Source organism: Nitrosomonas halophila, assembly GCF_900107165.1.
In the GTDB taxonomy this organism is placed as follows: Bacteria; Pseudomonadota; Gammaproteobacteria; order Burkholderiales; family Nitrosomonadaceae; genus Nitrosomonas; species Nitrosomonas halophila.
Genome location: NZ_FNOY01000002.1, coordinates 91,603 through 108,856, shown reverse-complemented (window position 1 = coordinate 108,856; position 17,254 = coordinate 91,603). Strand labels below are relative to the sequence as shown.

Below are 17,254 nucleotides of genomic sequence, written 5' to 3'. Positions count from 1 at the left end.
GGAAACGAAAGCAGCCCGGCCCTGGATGGAAGTCGGAGGGGTCCATAAGACCGCTTGAGGTGGAGGGACAACACAACCCCCGCCGAGGAAAGGGACCCTGCTTTGTTCACGCAACCGAAGGGCGAAGAGGAAAAAGGGGACGCTACCCTTTTTCTTGGGTATTGTGTCAGCGGTCATCGTCGATATCTTTCGCTTGATTGTCTACAGCATGGCCTTCATGGCCAGTCATTTTGCCGTTTCCCGTGAACTGGCCGCACCCGTGATCGTCGGCTCGCTCTGTGCCTTCATCGGGGCGTTTGCTGGCAAGCGGATACTGCACAAGATTACGCTGCACACTGTGCGGCAGGTGGTGGCGGGTGCTATGTTTGTGATCGGATCAGGGTTGATGCTCGGTATCGTCTGATGAACAACCGGTCTGGCTGAACCCACTGGCTGCCAGCCAGTGGGCAAGTGTCGTTTAGATTGGATGGGCTGGAGCGCTCAATCATCCTCGATTTCGATCAAGGTGCCGTCTTCTTCAACTTCGATCTCGATTTTTCTACCGTCGGGCATTCTTACCTTGGCTTCGTAAACAATGATTTTTTTCTTTTTGGTTTCACGCTCGATCTTTTCAATGGTGCCGCCTTGCGCATGCTGCGTGATGGTTTGCTGCACTTTTTCCGGGACTTGAGACCATTCGACTTTCTTGTTACCGAACGGGCCAGCCAGGCTGGCCGTGACAAAGAGTGCTGTGATCAATGAAACCAGCAGGCGTAGTTTGATGTCCATCTTGACTCTCCTGTTAAGATTGCAGAGCAAAAATGCTGGTGAGCAAATCGAATACCGTCGACATTCTGGTATCCGCGATCTATCCTACGCAATAGGAAAAGATCATGCAACATCAGCGGGTTGGAATATATTGCCGGACACGCCGCATTCCTTGAAATGGATTCAAAACAATTCCCTAGCCAGATGAAAAACCATACCGAAACTTGTTCTGTTGCGCTGCCACCTGCGCCCGCTTTGTTCCGATTCGATAATTCCTATGCGCGTCTGCCTGATCGCTTCTACGCACGCCTGCATCCTACCCCGGTACAGCATCCACGCCTGATCAAGCTCAATCGATCGTTGGCCGAGGCACTCGGTATCGATCTGGCCCGGGTCGATGATGCGACTGCGGCGGCAATCTTTTCCGGCAACCGCATCCCGCCGGGTGCGGAGCCGATCGCGATGGCTTATGCCGGTCACCAGTTCGGCCATTTGGTGCCACAACTGGGTGACGGGCGGGCGATCTTGCTGGGTGAGGTGATCGGGGCCGATCATAAACGCTGGGATCTGCACTTGAAAGGATCTGGGCAAACGCCTTTCTCGCGCCGCGGCGACGGCCGCGCCGCGCTCGGGCCGGTCATGCGCGAATACCTCATCAGCGATGCGATGCATGCGCTTGGCATCCCCACCACGCGCAGCTTGGCCATTGTCGCCAGCGGTGAGCCGGTCTACCGTGAGACGGTGCTGCCAGGCGCGATTCTGACGCGCGTCGCTGCAAGCCATATTCGAATAGGAACCTTCCAGTATTTTGCGCTGCGCGACGATACCGAGGGGCTGAAACTATTGGCCGACTATGCGATTGAGCGTCACTATCCCGAAATCAAAGCCGCATCGAATCCCTATAGCGCCTTACTGGAAAGAGTGCTGGAAGCGCAAGCGATGCTGGTCGCTCGCTGGATGCAGATCGGCTTTATCCATGGTGTCATGAATACCGACAATATGACGATCTCGGGCGAGACCATCGATTACGGCCCATGCGCATTCATCGACAGCTACGATCCGGACAAGGTTTTCAGCTCGATCGACACCTATGGCCGTTATGCATTCGGCAATCAGCCCCGCATTGCACAATGGAATCTGGCCCGCCTGGCCGAGTGCCTGCTGCCGTTGCTGCACGATCAGCAAGACCAGGCGCTTGCGCTTGCCCAGGCACTCATCGGCCGTTACCCAGACCGCTATGCATGGCACTGGCTCGACGGCATGCGCCGCAAGCTGGGACTGTTCACTGCCCAGGATCAGGACCAGGCGCTGATCAGCGCACTGCTGGCGCTCATGCACCGCCACCAGGCCGATTACACGAACACCTTCCGGGCTTTGTGCGACAAGGTGGAAAAACCCGCTGCGCAGGGGCTGTTGCCCGATACGCCCGATTTCACTGACTGGCTGGCACAATGGCAAGCCCGCCTGGCCCAGGAAGCGATCGATCCCGCGCAGCGCGCCGACGCGATGCGGCAAGTCAATCCGGCTTATATTCCGCGCAATCACCGTGTCGAGCAGGCGTTGCAGGCCGCGATCGAGCAGCAGGACTTTTCAAGATTCGAGGTGCTGCTCGAAGTGCTCAGCCGGCCTTATGACGAGCAGCCGCAATGGCGCGAGTACCGGTTGCCGCCCAAACCGGAGGAATGCGTGCAGCGCACTTTTTGCGGCACCTGATTCAGAACGAGATATCCCATTGCAGCCTGACTCTTTGTTCGGATTGTTCGATCAGAAGGAGCGGGTCTTCGACTGACAAATGGCTGAAATCCAGGGTCAGCTTGTTGGCATGGCCGCTGAAGAACCAGTTGATCGCGGCGGATATTTCCCGTTGCTGGTCTTTGGGCCGTTCGATATCCGGATCGACAAACGCATAGCGCAATGCCAGCTCGAGCTGCTTGGGCACGGCTGGGATCGAATAATGTGGGAAGTAGCCCGCCTGGACATAAGCACCCAGAAGGTGAGTTGATTTTATGGGATCATCGCTGGCTTTGAGCGTATCGATCACCTGTTTCCAATGCAGTTCGTTTTGCAGTGAAAATCCCCGCCATTTGAGGCGGAATTCCTGCATGGCCTGGTTGATCCGGAACTGGCCAGCCTGACCGATGCCAAATCCCGGCAAGGCACGGCAGCTTGTCTTGTCGGTTTCGAAGGCAGTACACTTGCTGCGATTGGTGGCGGCGGCAAAGGCCAGACTGGCCGCCGGTTTCTCATGAAATTCAAGATCCGACTGCGAAAAATCCAGCGCTTCTCCAAGAAAATTCCATTGCAACCTGCCTGCATACATCAGGTTGTTGTCATCATTGCTGCGTTCTCCGACACCCAGGCCAGTGAACACGCCCGCAGCATAGTTGAAATCGTACCATCGGCCAGGAAAGACCCGCCCAAGAAGTTGCAGGCCTTGTTGCCGGTCGACGGTGAAGATGTCGTTGACGATCGAGCGGTTGGCAAATTGCTGCCGGCCAGAGGAAGTCACCCGTTCATCATTCCATATGACCTTGCCGCGGCCGATGCGCAGTTGGGCCCAGGGAAACCGGGCGATATCCAGATAAAAATCACGCAGCACCGGTTGGCTCCAGTCGTACTGCATGGTGTATCCGAGCCACGGTCTGAAAGCGTGTCCATTTAATCGGAAACGTGCGCGGCGGACCATGAAAGCCGCCTGGTCTCGCTGCAAATCCTGCAGCGAGCGGGGATCGGTATCGAACGGGTTGACATAGCGAAACTGCAGCCGGTTCTGGACGCGAAGCGCAAAATTGCCATCCTCGGTACTGAACATCAGCCCCCGGTCGCTGTAGCTGGCGGAGACAGGGCGCTTGCTGGCAGATTGGGCAGTTGTGGAGCTAATCGGGGGTTCGGCTTTTTGCGTCTGGGCGGCCGGCATATCTACCGGCGGTGCGGTAACCGCAGTGGATTCCAATTGCTCGAGTCGCTGTAATTTTTCATCCAGGGCCTTGAGCTTGGCGTCCAGTCGATTTTCGATTGTCAGCAGCTCCTGCTTTTTTCTTTCGAGGCTTTCCAGAGACGGTGAGGTATTCAGCCTTATCCTGTTGTGGCCGGGCTCGGTGACGATTTGTCTGCTGTCCGGATCATAGTACAGCGCTACATTGTGGCCATCATCGGCCAGGACATATGATGTATGCATACAGCATGCCAAGCTGAACAAGATGCCCTGCAATACCGATCCTGTTGCAGTCGTGGCATGCTTTGCACAACAGTGTGCTATCAACTTTATCGTGTAGTTCATCATATGGATCCAGGGCATGATTTGCAGCTGCTTGCTGATTCATGCCTGGAGCCCCTTTTGTTAACGATCAATCGCAGGTTTCAGACTCAATGCTGAGGCAATTTGAGACCTACCAGGCTGATATCTGTGCCCTTGATTTCGCGGACCACGATTTCCGCATGGCCAAGGCTTACCTTGTCGCCGACGATCGGGGGGCGGCGCAATTCGGACGTCAGCCAATGGCCGAGCGTCTGGTCCGGTTCCTCCGGCAGTGGCAAATCGTAGAAACCGCACACTTGCTCCATCGTGATGCGCCCATCGAGCACAAAATCGCCGAACACTCGCCGCCAGTTCTGGCTATCGGCCTTCTCCGGCAGGATCAGATCCATGCGACGCGCGAGCCAGGCCAGCGTCGAGCCCTGCAGCAACAGTGAGGTGACAACCACGACAAACGCGGCATTGAAGAGCGCTTCCGCTCCCGTGACGCCTGCCATTAACGGGAAGATGGCCAGCACAATCGGCACCGCGCCTCGCAGACCGACCCAGGCGATAAAGGCGAATTCCTTGGCCGTAAAGTGAAAGGGCAGCAAGCACAGCCAGACAGACAGTGGGCGCGCGACCAGCATCAGGAACAAGGCGATGCCGAGTGCAGGCACCAGGTCGGCCACAATTTCATTGGGTGTGACCAACAGGCCGAGAATCAGAAACATGCAGGCCTGTGCCAGCCAGGCGAAACCATCCATGGCCGAGAGTGCCTGCCGAACCGCTTTCCGGCCCTGGTTGCCGACAATCACCCCGAAAATATAAGCTGCCAGAAATCCGGAGCCCTCCAGCCAGGTGGTCAGGCCGAACACACCGATTCCCGCCGACATCAGCAAGAGTGCCAGGATTCCGGAACCGCTGTCGAGCAGACTGCGCAGACTGTTCATCAGCGCCGCGATGGCGTAGCCCGCCCCGGCGCCCAGCAGCCCGCCAACCACGAACTGAGTGGCGAAATTGCCGAGTGTATCCAGCCAGTCCATCGTTTCGCTGCCGTCGTGCATGACCAGGGTCAGGCTGATGAAGGTGAGCGTCAGAAATACCGCCATCGGGTCGTTCATGCCGGACTCGATTTCGAGCGTGGCCGCGACCCGCTCATTGAGCCGCAATCCGGAGGACTTCAGCAATGAAAATACCACGGCGGCATCGGTCGAGCCGACAATGGCCCCCATCAGCAAGGCCAGCGGCCAGTCCAGATTCAGTAGCCAGATACCCGCCACGGCTGTAAACCCGGCAGATAAAATTACCCCCAACGTTGCGAGCAGCAGTGACGGTCTGAGACCGGTGCGGAAAGTGGAAAATTCGGTGCGCAAGCCGCCATCGAGCAGAATCACCGCCAGGGCGATGTTGCCCACCCAGAAGCTCAGGCTGAAATCATCAAAAACGATACCACCGGGACCGTCGGCACCTGCCAGGGTACCTACCAGCAAAAAGACCAGCAGAAACGGGAAACCGATTCGGGATGAAATAATGCCACCCAATACCGCTACAAAAACCAGGGTGGCAGCGGCCATCAGGGGTAAAGCGAGAAAATCCAGCGAGAGCATGATCCTCCTAGTCTGTTGAAAATGGGGAAAACAAGCGTTTCCGACGTGAAAGGCTTGCTCAGGGATGTTTCGGTACGGACTGATCCTGGATTGGGCCGGGTCCGGGGCATATAGCATCCATATGGTCCCAGACAAATTCTATCCGAACCTGGTGCATTATTATGCGACATTATTGCGGTGCGTTTTATGCCGTGTCAGCGGCGATGACCGTCAGCCTGAGTATTTACCCCAATCCATCCACAGTTACAGTTCGGGAAGGGCAAAACAGTGGCTATCGCGGCAAACAATCTGAATGCATTCGGTATCACTTCAGTATAGCGTACTTGCCAGAATTGCCGACAGCTCCTATTCGTAATGCAAAGATTCGGCAGATGACACCCGGTTGGCAACCAGGGCCGGGTACAATGCGGCCAGCGTGCAGGCCAGCAGGGCCAGGCCGCTGATCGCCAGTGACGCGCTGGGAGAGAGAACCAGCGTGTACTCAAACAGTGTAAACCGATCCAGAAAAGCCACGCTGACCGCACCGACCGTATGCCCCAGAACCAGGGCTAGCAAGGCACCGACCGTGCCGATCACGGCCCCTTCGACCAGCAACAGGCGTACGATCTGCGCACGCGAGATGCCGAGCGTGCGCAGCACGGCGAATTCACGCTCACGGGCGTGGACCTGAATCAGCATGGTGTTGGTCACGCCGATGGTTGCCAGCAGTACCGTCATCGCCAGCACGAAGTCGAAAATCAGAAAATCGCGGCCAATTTCGCGTATCTGCCAATAGGCCTGGAACGCACCGCGCCGATCCAGTACATAGGGATACAGGGCTTGCAATGCGTCCTCGGACACCCAGCTGCCATCGCGTTTGCGTACCACCAGATAGTCGCCCAGCGTGTGCTCCAGGTTGTCCGCAAACAGCGGATTGCCATCCGAGAACAGGGCATAGGACTTAATGTCCACATACTGCCCGTCATAGGCGTAGTAGCCGACCTCATCGGTTACCTCGATGACCTTGAAACGGTGTTGGGCCGCGCCGGTGTCCACCACCAGCCGATCCCCCGCAGTCACATCGAAACGCGCGGCCAGGGTCCGCGACAAGATTACCCCGCCGGGCAACAAGAGCGGTTTGCCCTGGGCGTGGCGCAGGGGATTGATATCCATTGCCGCGACCAAACGTACCGGCAATTCTCCCCCCGCCTTGTGCGACAGGCGCAGCGGCAGCAGCCCGTGCCGGGCCAAGGCACGCGCAAAGGTTTGCGGGTCGGGTACTGCGCTGGGCACCCGCTTCAAGAAAACATTCGGATACAACGCTGCTTCAGCCCAGGTGTGGATCTCATGTTTCAGGGCGCGGGTGATGTCATGCAAGGCGGTGAGCAGCGCAAACACAAGGGTCACCGCAGCGACCGTGAATACCAGCTTGTGACTGGTCAAGGCCATGCGTTTACCCGCCAGCTGTGCATCCAGTGGCGACACGATGCGCAGACCGGCCTCAACCAGGCGGATCGCACCGCGCAACAAAGGCCGCACCCACCACAGTGCAAGCATTGCCACCCCGACCACGACCACGGCTTCGACCAGGAAGAACTGCACCACTGACAGCCAGGATTGTACGAAAGGGCGCACGGCCAGCCAGCTTGCGCCCAGCACGGCGGGCAGCAACCACGCGAACCCTGCCGGCTGGCGCTGCCTCAGCGCCGTTTTCGTCAGAAAACGCGGCTGCAGGATATCGACCACCGGCAAACGCCAGAGCCAGCGCACCGGACCGATCACGCCCAGCAAAGCAATCAGCACCCCCAGATTGCCAATGGCAAACAGCTCCAGCCAGGGAATCACGAGCTCGGCCGAAGGCGTGCGCCCGGTGGTGGATATGCCTGCGCCCAGCAAACCGAGCGCGGCCGGCAAAGCCAGCGCCAGCCCGAGCGCGGTGCCGAGGACGCCCATTATCAGCACTTCCATTATGAGTGACCCGGCCACGTTGTGCCGCGCCTCTCCCAGGCAGCGCAGCAGGCTCAGTTCGCGCGCGCGGGAGGCCACCGAGAAGCGCATGGTGTAGAAAACGATCACTGCGCCGACCGCAAAGGCCAGCACAGCCGACAAGCGCACCGCCAGGCGCATGGCCTGATAGTCCGCCTCCCCACGTGGCGGGGGCGGCGCCGCCACTGACAGCCCCTCGCGCACAGCGCCCTGCTGGGTTGGCACAAGGCTTCGCGCCGCTCGCGGTGCCTCGCTGGCACGCTCTATCCAGACCTGCGGCTGGTGTTCTTCGCCGGTTGCCGGGTCCAGCGCAAGCGGGCCAAGATCCAGCGTCTGCATCCTTGGCAGGGGGGATTCGCTGCTGTTCGCATCCACGATCAGGATGGTCGCGATGACCAGCATCGCCAGGGCAATGCCGAGCACTGTCGCGGCAGCGACCGTGGGGTGGCGGCGCAGGCTGCGCAAGGCCAGATAAACAGCCAGGCGCCCGTTCATCGCTTTCCCCTGTGGTGCAGTGCGTTTGTCCTCATATCCCCAAAGCCAGCAGGCGCGCGTGAATCGGTGCCGGAGCATCTGCCTGCCCCTTGTGCAGCAGTTCAGACGCAATGATCCCATCCTTCAGAAAACATACCCGGTCTGCCCAGGCTGCATGCTCGGGGCTGTGCGTCACCATCAACACCCCGCTGCCCTGGCGGCGCGCAGTGTCACGCAGAATACGCATGATCGAGCGGCCCACCTGCGGGTTGACGTTGCCGGTCGGTTCGTCGGCGAGCAGCAGATCCGGCCCATGCACCAGGGCGCGTGCGATCGAGACCAGCTGCATTTCTCCCCCGGAAAGTTGAAACGGCAGGTGATCCCGGCGCTCGCTCATCCCCACCAGGGCGAGCATTTCACGCACTCTTTTGCCGTCCCTATGGCGCCTATCACGGTCGATCAAGAGTGGCAAGCCGACATTTTCGGCCACGGTCAATGTTGGGATAAGATTGAAAAACTGGAATACCTGGCCGATCCGTTTTCTGCGCAAAAGGGTGCGTGCGCGCTCGTCACGATAATCAATCCTATCGCCAGCGACCGTCACCGTCCCACTTTGCGGGGCATCGATTCCGCACAGGCAATTGAGCAAGGTGGTCTTGCCCGACCCGCTCGGCCCCATGATCGCGACCATTTCGCCTTGCGCCACATGCAAGCTCAAGCCGCGCAAAACTTCAATCGACTGCCGGCCCAGGCGATAACCCTTGACCAAAGCATCAACATGTAACAAGGCTGCGTGCATGGGTAATATGATAGGAAGTCAGTTCAGACAGCAGGCAAAGGCGCGCAGCGCCCGCCGCAAATACAAATCTTGAAAGCGCTGTACTCACCAAGCCGGTGGCAACCGAGTGCCATCCAAGCCTTACACCATAGGAAAGTACTGAAGATTGAATGGGTTGTCAAACGCAAGCACGCCGAGCTTAGGAGCCGTGAAGGAATAAGTGTGACAATTGGGCGCGTCTGGCGTCATTCGTTTGCGCTGTCGCGGCGGACGGGTGTTGGATGGTGTGAAAAGGTGATGCGGGATGGGCACAACCGGGTGGGTGCATTCAAGGCCGATTGATTGACAACCAACCCCCGGCATTGCACCGGGGGTTGTTGCGGAGGCTACCAGACAATTTTCAGCGGGATGGACTTCATGTGCCGTGCTGAAATTGGAAACAGCCTAGGGTTTGATGTGAGGATACCCGGCGTGATCAGGCTTGGGCATTGAGCTTGATGGGGCGATGATCATTGCGGAAGATGGCGAAGGTTGCGCCGAACGACATGACATTGACAAACATGAAGCGGCCATCGGGCGAGAAGCAAGCGCCTGCAAACTCGCTGGTGTTGTAGTTGTTTCTGGCGAAGGGGAACAGATTGCCCTGTTGGTCGACGCCAACCACGAATTGCTCGCCAGAACCGTCTTCACACAGGTAGAGTGCGCCATCTGGGCCGACGGTAATGTTGTCCGGCCTGTCCAGTACCCCTTGATCTGTTGATTCAACCAGCAATGTGACGGTTTCCTGCTTCGGATTGTAGGCCCATACTTGGCCGCGACCGATGTCTCCGCCGCTGGTGGCGACAAAATAAACCAGTCCGTCGCTGTTGCTGTACCACATCCCTTCGCCGCGCGCGAATACCGCCGCACCTTTGGCCTGGCCCTCGAAGCGCAGGGTATCGGCCGCTGGATTGACATCCTCCAGCTTGACCCATTTGACAGGCAGGGGCTGGCCGAGGAAGGATTGCACGTTGCGGCGGGTATCGACACTGTCATGAGCGTTCAGTACTGGCAGAACCGATCCGTCGCAAACCGCATTGGTCTGGGCATCGATTACCATGGCATAGAGTTCACCGCCCTGCTGCAAATCGCCGAAATGGCGGGGCTGTCTGACATGTGGCACAAAGCGGTAAAACAGGCTGTCGCCACGGTCTTCTGTTTGGTAGATATAGCCGGTTCTGGGATCGCAGGCGACTGCTTCATGGTTGAAACGGCCCATATCGATCAGTGGTATTGGATCGACCGCCTGCCCGAGCAGGGCGGGAACTTCGAAATTGTAGCCATGCATTTTGGTATTGGCAGCAGCTGACAAAGTTGACACATCTTCCTCGCAGCTGATCCAGGAGCCCCATGGTGTCGGACCGCCAGCGCAGTTCCTGATGGTGCCGCCGAGCGAAATGTAGTCCATGACCAATTGGCCCTGGCGATCGATGATCAGCGTGCTGGTGCCGCCGCCGCCCTGACCTTCCGGCAAATTGAACGGATCGTAGACTTTTCCATTGGGGGGCTGACAGCCGGTTCGGTTGCCGTATTTGTTTTGGCCTCTGCTGAGCTCATGGTTGCGCACCAGCACATAATCGCCATTCTGGCCCATAAAACAGGCCATGCCGTCATGGTCACCCGGTACGATCGAGCCATCACCCATTATTTGACCGGTGATCGAAAGCGCCGTATAGGAAAAATTTTCTGGTAATTCCAGCAAGTGCGCCTGACTCAAATTGCCTACCACCGTATCGGTCAAATCGGCAGCATTGAGCGGCAATTTTGGAACGATCGGCCCGAAGCCCTGGCTTACGCCATTGGCGATGCACACCCCCGGTGTTGGCTGACCGAAAATGCCCTGCGGAAAACTTCTTGCGTAAAGATTGCCCAATGGCGCTACTGCGGTGCCCGCTGTCGCGGCGGATAGCATTGCCAGGAATTTGCGTCGATTCAAAGCAGTCATATATATGCTCCTGTTGGTTTCGTTGGATATCCTTAATTCAGGATCACAAAGCAGTGTGGCCAGCCTGTACCGGCGGCGCACGCTTGGCCCAGACATGCGAATTGAACGGCAATGCCTGTTCGTCGCAACTGGATCAGGCTCGAAGGTTAAACAGGCAAGATGACGTGTTAATGACGGTTGTATGAAGGTTGGGCGATGGGCGTGATCAGGTCAGCGGTCTGTATCGCCATCAAATACCAAGAAGAAAATCTGCTTGCAGTTGTTATTTTACATGATAAGATAGTAACTAATTACTATCTTTAGGGGGTATTGTTTTGGACATTCACACTAAGCATCTTTCCGCCGACGAGCGCCGGGCCGTAACCGTCGAAGCCGTGGTCGAACTTGCCGCTTCGCAAAATCCGAGTGAAATTACAACCTCGGCTATCGCCAAGCATATGAAATTGACCCAGGGTGCCTTGTTTCGTCATTTCCCGACCAAGGATGCCATTTGGCAGGCGGTTATGGCATGGGTGGCAGAACGCCTGCTGACACGTATCGATCAGGCTGCGGCTGGAATTGATTCGCCATTGGCGGCAATGGAGGCCATGTTTATGAGTCATGTCGAGTTTGTCGTCGCACATCCAGGCGTACCCAGGATGATGTTAAGTGAATTGCAACGTGCAGAGCCGACTCCTGCCAAACGGATGGTGCAAACGCTGATTCAACGTTATGGTGAGCGCTTGCATGTACTCATTGAGCAGGGCAAGGCTTGTGGTGAATTGTCTGCCACCCTGGATACTGAAGCGGCAGTCACCTTGTTTATCGGAAGCATCCAGGGTTTGGTCATGCAGTCACTGTTGGCGGGTGATGTACACCAAATGCGCCATATTGCGCCCAGGGTTTTCTCGATTTACCAATGTGGTATCGGTTACCGGCCATGAAGCGGCAGCCATTGCAACGGCGTACCTTGGCAGTACTTGTGGTAATCATTCCATTGTTTGCCCTATTCGTATATGTCGCTCTAAGTTCTGGCCCATTGGCGCCGGTATCGGTGACTGTTGAAACAGTCAAGGCACGATCGATACATCCGGTTCTTTTTGGCATCGGCACCATCGAGGCGCGCTACACCTATAAAATCGGCCCTATTACTACTGGCCGTATCCAAAGCCTGGCGGTGCATGTCGGCGACCGGGTGACGGCCGGGCAAGTGCTCGGTGAGATGGATCCAGTTGATTTTGAAGCGCGTATTCGCTCGCGGGAAGCAACGCTTAAGCATGCGCAGGCGATATTGCGCGAGGCCAGGGCCCGGCAGGCCTACGCACAGACCCAGGCGCATCGCTATGAGCAATTGCTGGCGGCTCGCTCGACCAGTGAGGAAATTGCTTCCACCAAACGGCAGGAATTACAGATTGCCAATGCGGCGTTGTCGGCTGCACAGGAAGATCTCAGCCGGGCCCAGGCTGACCTTGCGGCAACGGTTGTGCAACGGGAAAATCTACGTTTCGTTGCACCGGCCGAGGGCTTGGTGGCAGTGCGTGACGCCGATCCCGGCACGACGGTGGCAGCAGGGCGGGCTGTACTGGAAATAATCGATCCAAAGAGCTTATGGATCCATACACGCTTCGATCAGATCAGTGCTTCAGGCCTCACGGCTGGCCTGCCGGCGCACATCGCCTTACGCTCTCGGAGCGGCCAATCGTTGACCGGACATGTTTTCCGGGTAGAACCACGGGCCGATGCGGTGACAGAGGAGATGCTTGCCAAAGTGGTTTTTGATTCTCAGCCTTTGTTATTGCCGCCGGTGGGCGAATTGGCCGAAGTTACGATTGATTTGCCCGCTCTTCCTCTTGCTCCAGTGATTCCCAATGCCGCTGTCCATCATCATGATGGCAGGATAGGGGTTTGGCGAATCGAAGCTGGGGCGCTGCGCTTTACCCCTGTCAGGCTAGGGGCTGCCGACCTCTCTGGCCAGGTGCAAGTTCTTGTCGGGCTGAAGGCAGGTGACCAGGTGGTGGTATACAGTGAGCAGGCATTGCATGCATATAGCCGCTTCCGCTTGGTCGAACATATTCCTGGATTGGCACAATGATCAGTCTCGCCGGACGCGATATTCTGCACGCCTGGGGCAAATTCATTTTCACCGGTATAGGTCTTGGGCTGCTGATTGGTGTGACCTTGACCATGGCTGGCGTTTATCGAGGCATGGTGGACGATGGCAAAGTGTTGCTGGACAACAGCGGCGCCGATCTGTGGGTAGTGCAAAAGAATACACTTGGACCCTATGCGGAGTCTTCCAGCCTTTACGATGATAGCTATCGCGGCATTCTTGCCCTGCCGGGTGTCGCGCAGGCTGCCAATGTCACTTATTTGACCATGCAAATTCGTCAAGGCGAGAACGATGTTCGAGCAATGGTAGTCGGTATTGCGCCTGGTGGCGCGGGCATACCCGGGTGGCCACCCTATCTTGTGGCCGGACGCCAGATCACCCGTAGCCACTACGAAGCGGTAGCTGATATGGCTACAGGTTTCAAGTTGGATGATCGCATCCAGATTCGACGCAATGACTATACCGTGGTGGGATTAACCCGGCGGATGGTATCCTCCAGTGGTGATCCGATGGTATTCATTCCCCTCAAGGATGCACAGGAGGCACAGTTTCTCAAGGATAACGATGCTATTCTGCAGAATCGCCGCCGCATCGCTGAAAATCCAGCCTTTAACCGCCCAGCCATACCCGACTTACTGGATACGGTAATCACTTCGCAAAGCAGCAATCCCTATGTCAATGCCGTATTGGTAAGACTCAAGCCTGGTTATGCCGCAGATGAAGTCGTCGAAGTGATCCAACGCTGGAAACGCTTGACTGCCTATACCAGGTCGCAAATGGAAGATATTCTTATCGGTAAGCTGATCGCCACTTCTGCTCAGCAGATCGGGATGTTTCTGGTGATTCTCGCAGTTGTCAGCGCAGCAATCATTGCGTTCATTATCTATACCCTGACCTTGGGGAAAATCCGCGAGATTGCAGTGCTCAAGCTTATCGGCACCAAAAATCGCACCATCGCCGGCATGATCATGCAAGAGGCGCTGGGATTGGGTGTCATCGGCTTCGTGGTGGGCAAGATCTCCGCTACTTTCTGGGCATTAATCTTTCCAAAATATGTGCTGCTCGAACTGCGAGATGCGTTCAGCGGTTTTATTGTACTCATGATCATCTGTGTGCTTGCCAGCATTATTGCTATCCACGCCGCGCTCAAGGTCGATCCCGCCGAAGCCATAGGAGGTTGAGATGGAAGGTGGCGGCATCCGTATCGAAGGTTTGCACAAGCGCTACGGCAAGGGTGAAACAGCGGTCGATGCACTCAAGCAAGTCGACATGCGGGTCGCACCGGGCGAAGTGGTGGGATTGATCGGACCTTCGGGTTCGGGCAAGAGCACCCTGCTCAAGTGCCTGGGTGCAGTGATTGAGCCCACTGCCGGACGCATGATTCTGGGCAATGAGGTAATCTATGACAACGGCTGGAAAATCACGGATCTGCGCGCGCTGCGCCGTGACAAGATCGGGTTCGTGTTCCAGGCGCCTTACTTGATTCCGTTTCTCGACGTTACCGATAACGTTGCCCTGCTGCCGATGCTGGCCGGCGTACCCAATGATGTGGCGCGTACAAAAGCAATGGCATTGCTGCAGGCGCTCGATATTCAACACCGGGCCCAGGCAATGCCATCAGAACTCTCGGGCGGGGAACAGCAACGCGTGGCCATTGCCCGCGGTCTGATCAATCGTCCACCAGTGATTCTGGCTGACGAGCCAACAGCGCCGCTCGACAGCGAACGTGCCTTGGCAGTCGTGCGGATTCTGAATGATATGGCGCGTCAGTTCGAGACCGCCATTGTTGTCGTCACCCATGACGAGAAAATTATCCCCACTTTTAAGCGTATCTACCATATTCGTGACGGAATAACTCACGAAGAAATTGGCGAAGGCCGGGAATTCGATTGAGTGGATAATCAAGGAGCTTTCGATGAAGAACCAGCATTTCGCTGAGAAACCTTACGGCACGCCAGCCGCTCAAGCTATTGTAGGAAACAACAGTCAGAATATAAGCTCAGCATGTGCGTATTCTCTGAGTATGACAAGTAGTTGCATCATCGATCGCAGGCGTAGCGACAGCCTATCCGTTCGTGTATTCATGACACTGCTTCTTGTTGGATTACTGGCTGGCTGTGCTGTCGGGCCCGATTTCAAACGTCCTGCCACACCCGATACTGCACATTACACGGCGACCAGTTTTCCGATGCAAACCGCTTCCGCACCGATTTTCCTTGGAGAGGCCCAGCGTTTCAGCGAAGGCATGAGCGTGCGCGCGCAGTGGTGGCGTGGCTTCGGTTCACTCAAACTAGACACACTTATCGAACAGGCTATGGTAGCCAATCCAACCCTGCTTTCTGCGCAAGCTACTTTGCGGCAGGCGCAAGAGGTTTATGCGGCACGGGCGGGATTGGCGCGCTATCCTCAAATCGATGCAAGCTTGAGTGGGCAGCGCCAGCGTTTTAATCCTGGTTCATTGGGTCTACCCGAGGATGCACGGGAATTCAGCCTGTTTAACGCTGGCATCGGTGTGCATTACCAGCTCGATTTAGCCGGTGCGAACCGGCATGCACTGACGGCCCTGGCAGCCCGTATCGATTATCAACGCTATCAGCTGCATGGCGCACAACTGGCGCTAGTGGCCAATCTCATCACCACTGCCGTTACCCAGGCCAAGTTGGCTGCTCAAGTCGAGGCGATGGAGACGATATTGCAAGTTGAAATGGAGCAGCTCAAGCTCGAGCAAAAGCGGAAGGCGTTGGGGGCAGCTTCACCAGACGAAGTGCTGGCGTTACGAACCCAAGTTGAACAAACTCGCGCCACTTTGCTACCGCTGCGCCTGCAATTTGAGCAGAGTCGGCACTTGCTCGCGGTGCTGGCTGGCCGGGTACCCGGGGCGAAGGAAATGCCCCAATTCACATTGGCGGATTTTACTTTGCCGAGCGAATTACCGCGGGTCGTTCCTTCCGGGCTAGTTCGCCAGCGTCCCGATATACAGGCGGCGGAAGCATTATTGCAAGCGGCCAATGCCGAATATGGCGTGGCGATTGCTAAATTCTATCCACAAATCAACTTGAGTGCTAACCTCGGCTCACAGGCATTGACCACAGCCGCTCTATTCGGCCCTGGCACGTTAATCTGGAATTTCCTTGGGCAACTGACTCAACCTCTCTTCAACCCTGGCTTGTCGGCAGAAAAGCGTGCAGCCTTGGCTGCATTCGATGCGGCTGCAGCTAATTACCAAAACGTTGTGCTCGAATCCCTGCGCAATGTAGCCGATATTCTGCGCGCGTTGCAGTATGACGCCCAACAATTGGTAGCGCTGGCAACCGCCGATACCACTGCGCAGGAATCCATGGAATCGATGCGCAGACAATACATGCTTGGCGCTGCCAGCTATGTGCAACTGCTTGTTGCTACGCAACAGATGCAACAGAACAAAATCAACTTGATTGCTGCGCAAGCCCAACGCCTTCTCGATAGTGTTGCCCTGTATCAGGCGATAGGTGTGGAATCAGACGGCGATGGGGCTAATTTCATTCACTGACTATGTCACAGGAATCCTGAATACTTTTAATCCTGAAAAGAGTGGTTGAAATTTATCGATCGTAGTCGATTTGCGCGTGTAATCGGTAAGAATTCCGTCGTCATGGTATCTCTGGGTTGCCGCGCCGCTTGCGCACCATAAAGCCAGCGATCAATTATCACGGACTCAGATATTCCCGGCGCTGATCATGCCTCAATGCAGCTGCAAGAATGCAGCCACCACCCAATCGACATGCTGCGCGATATTCTGGCTGTCGCGCTGGCTGGGTTCACCATAGAGGGCGCGGACGAGGTCGAGGCCCATCAGCATGCCGAGCAGGAGTTCCGCGCTTCTTTCCGGCTGGCTGAAATTTGCCAGTCCTGACTGGTGGGCGCGCCGCATCCAGTCTGTCAGTTTGTCCAGGGTGGTCTGGGGACCGCTGCGATAGATTTTTCGCATTGCGTCGGCCGGGAATTCGGTCGCGCCGCGCAGGGCGCGCATGAAGTCGAGATGTTCCTCGCTCAGGAGAAAGGTCAGCAGGCGGGTGCCGAAGGCCGTGAGCGCCGCCTGCGCATTGCTCTGGCTGTCCGGCGCAATGGAAAGGCTGGCTGCCATATGATCGGCTTGCTGGCTGATGACTGCATCGATCAGCGCTTCGCGGTTGGCGTAGCGGCGATAGACGGTTACCTTGGATACTTCGGCCAGCCGGGCGACCGCTTCCACCGATATGCCCCCGGGCCCATGTCTGAACAACAGCATGCGTGCGGCTGCAAAAATGGCCTGGTCCTTGCTGTGATCGACTGGCCGCCCTGCCCGTTCGTTTGTCGACATTGTTTGTGCCCGTGAATTATTGTACGATTGCGT

14 protein-coding genes are annotated in these 17,254 nt (G+C 56.9%); 7 read left to right on the top strand and 7 right to left on the bottom strand.

Going from position 1 to position 17,254, the window contains the following annotated elements; genetic code table 11:
* Positions 1–154 precede the first annotated feature (154 nt).
* Positions 155–403, top strand: a complete 249-nt coding sequence (locus BLV85_RS01055) for a hypothetical protein (protein WP_090411194.1) — start codon at positions 155–157, stop codon at positions 401–403.
* 77 nt (positions 404–480) lie between these two features.
* On the opposite strand, the gene BLV85_RS01050 is transcribed toward BLV85_RS01055, so the two are convergent.
* Positions 481–768 carry a PepSY domain-containing protein gene (locus tag BLV85_RS01050; protein WP_090411192.1) on the bottom strand — a complete coding sequence of 96 codons (288 nt, stop codon included), beginning with the start codon at positions 766–768 and terminating at the stop codon, positions 481–483.
* 156 nt (positions 769–924) lie between these two features.
* Here BLV85_RS01050 and BLV85_RS01045 point away from each other — a divergent pair, with 156 nt between their 5' ends.
* Positions 925–2,460: a protein adenylyltransferase SelO gene (locus BLV85_RS01045; protein ID WP_245725029.1), complete on the top strand. Its 1,536-nt coding sequence runs from the start codon at positions 925–927 to the stop codon at positions 2,458–2,460.
* 1 nt (position 2,461) lies between these two features.
* Here the strand turns inward: BLV85_RS01045 and BLV85_RS01040 are convergent, their stop codons facing one another.
* The 5 genes from BLV85_RS01040 to BLV85_RS01020 form a co-directional block, all read right to left on the bottom strand.
* Positions 2,462–3,925 carry a porin gene (locus tag BLV85_RS01040; RefSeq protein ID WP_090411233.1) on the bottom strand — a complete coding sequence of 488 codons (1,464 nt, stop codon included), beginning with the start codon at positions 3,923–3,925 and terminating at the stop codon, positions 2,462–2,464.
* Positions 3,926–4,113: 188 nt separating this feature from the next.
* Positions 4,114–5,592 carry a potassium/proton antiporter gene (locus tag BLV85_RS01035; RefSeq protein ID WP_176973881.1) on the bottom strand — a complete coding sequence of 493 codons (1,479 nt, stop codon included), beginning with the start codon at positions 5,590–5,592 and terminating at the stop codon, positions 4,114–4,116.
* Positions 5,593–5,937: 345 nt separating this feature from the next.
* On the bottom strand, positions 5,938–8,052 hold the full coding sequence (locus BLV85_RS01030) for an ABC transporter permease (RefSeq protein WP_176973880.1): 2,115 nt from the start codon (positions 8,050–8,052) through the stop codon (positions 5,938–5,940).
* Positions 8,053–8,083: 31 nt separating this feature from the next.
* On the bottom strand, positions 8,084–8,830 hold the full coding sequence (locus tag BLV85_RS01025; RefSeq protein ID WP_090411186.1) for an ABC transporter ATP-binding protein: 747 nt from the start codon (positions 8,828–8,830) through the stop codon (positions 8,084–8,086).
* A gap of 454 nt (positions 8,831–9,284) precedes the next feature.
* On the bottom strand, positions 9,285–10,793 hold the full coding sequence (locus BLV85_RS01020; RefSeq protein WP_090411184.1) for an alkaline phosphatase PhoX: 1,509 nt from the start codon (positions 10,791–10,793) through the stop codon (positions 9,285–9,287).
* A 314-nt stretch (positions 10,794–11,107) separates the two neighbouring features.
* Between BLV85_RS01020 and BLV85_RS01015 the strand changes: the two genes are divergently transcribed.
* The 5 genes from BLV85_RS01015 to BLV85_RS00995 all read left to right on the top strand — a co-directional run bounded on the left by BLV85_RS01015 (position 11,108) and on the right by BLV85_RS00995 (position 16,411).
* Positions 11,108–11,716: a TetR/AcrR family transcriptional regulator gene (locus BLV85_RS01015; protein WP_090411182.1), complete on the top strand. Its 609-nt coding sequence runs from the start codon at positions 11,108–11,110 to the stop codon at positions 11,714–11,716.
* Positions 11,713–12,864 (top strand): efflux RND transporter periplasmic adaptor subunit, encoded by a 1,152-nt coding sequence (locus BLV85_RS01010; protein ID WP_090411229.1) that lies wholly within the window; start codon positions 11,713–11,715, stop codon positions 12,862–12,864. The genes BLV85_RS01015 and BLV85_RS01010 overlap by 4 nt, the downstream gene beginning before the upstream one ends.
* On the top strand, positions 12,861–14,063 hold the full coding sequence (locus tag BLV85_RS01005; RefSeq protein ID WP_090411180.1) for an ABC transporter permease: 1,203 nt from the start codon (positions 12,861–12,863) through the stop codon (positions 14,061–14,063). Before BLV85_RS01010 ends, BLV85_RS01005 begins: the two co-directional genes overlap by 4 nt.
* Position 14,064: 1 nt before the next feature.
* Positions 14,065–14,775 carry an ABC transporter ATP-binding protein gene (locus BLV85_RS01000; RefSeq protein WP_090411178.1) on the top strand — a complete coding sequence of 237 codons (711 nt, stop codon included), beginning with the start codon at positions 14,065–14,067 and terminating at the stop codon, positions 14,773–14,775.
* Positions 14,776–14,965: 190 nt separating this feature from the next.
* The gene (locus BLV85_RS00995; protein ID WP_245725028.1) at positions 14,966–16,411 is read left to right on the top strand and encodes an efflux transporter outer membrane subunit; all 1,446 of its coding nucleotides are present in this window, start codon (positions 14,966–14,968) and stop codon (positions 16,409–16,411) included.
* 192 nt (positions 16,412–16,603) lie between these two features.
* Here BLV85_RS00995 and BLV85_RS00990 read toward each other — a convergent pair whose 3' ends face one another.
* Positions 16,604–17,221: a TetR/AcrR family transcriptional regulator gene (locus BLV85_RS00990; protein ID WP_090411173.1), complete on the bottom strand. Its 618-nt coding sequence runs from the start codon at positions 17,219–17,221 to the stop codon at positions 16,604–16,606.
* Positions 17,222–17,254: the final 33 nt, after the last annotated feature.

Coding starts and splice junctions, on each gene's coding strand:
- BLV85_RS01035 (WP_176973881.1), bottom strand. CDS start 5,592: ATGCTCTCGCTGGATTTTCTCGCTTTACCCCTGATGGCCGCTGCCACC.
- BLV85_RS01010 (WP_090411229.1), top strand. CDS start 11,713: ATGAAGCGGCAGCCATTGCAACGGCGTACCTTGGCAGTACTTGTGGTA.
- BLV85_RS00990 (WP_090411173.1), bottom strand. CDS start 17,221: ATGTCGACAAACGAACGGGCAGGGCGGCCAGTCGATCACAGCAAGGAC.
- BLV85_RS00995 (WP_245725028.1), top strand. CDS start 14,966: ATGACACTGCTTCTTGTTGGATTACTGGCTGGCTGTGCTGTCGGGCCC.
- BLV85_RS01000 (WP_090411178.1), top strand. CDS start 14,065: ATGGAAGGTGGCGGCATCCGTATCGAAGGTTTGCACAAGCGCTACGGC.
- BLV85_RS01030 (WP_176973880.1), bottom strand. CDS start 8,052: ATGAACGGGCGCCTGGCTGTTTATCTGGCCTTGCGCAGCCTGCGCCGC.
- BLV85_RS01050 (WP_090411192.1), bottom strand. CDS start 768: ATGGACATCAAACTACGCCTGCTGGTTTCATTGATCACAGCACTCTTT.
- BLV85_RS01040 (WP_090411233.1), bottom strand. CDS start 3,925: ATGCATACATCATATGTCCTGGCCGATGATGGCCACAATGTAGCGCTG.
- BLV85_RS01025 (WP_090411186.1), bottom strand. CDS start 8,830: ATGCACGCAGCCTTGTTACATGTTGATGCTTTGGTCAAGGGTTATCGC.
- BLV85_RS01020 (WP_090411184.1), bottom strand. CDS start 10,793: ATGACTGCTTTGAATCGACGCAAATTCCTGGCAATGCTATCCGCCGCG.
- BLV85_RS01045 (WP_245725029.1), top strand. CDS start 925: ATGGATTCAAAACAATTCCCTAGCCAGATGAAAAACCATACCGAAACT.
- BLV85_RS01005 (WP_090411180.1), top strand. CDS start 12,861: ATGATCAGTCTCGCCGGACGCGATATTCTGCACGCCTGGGGCAAATTC.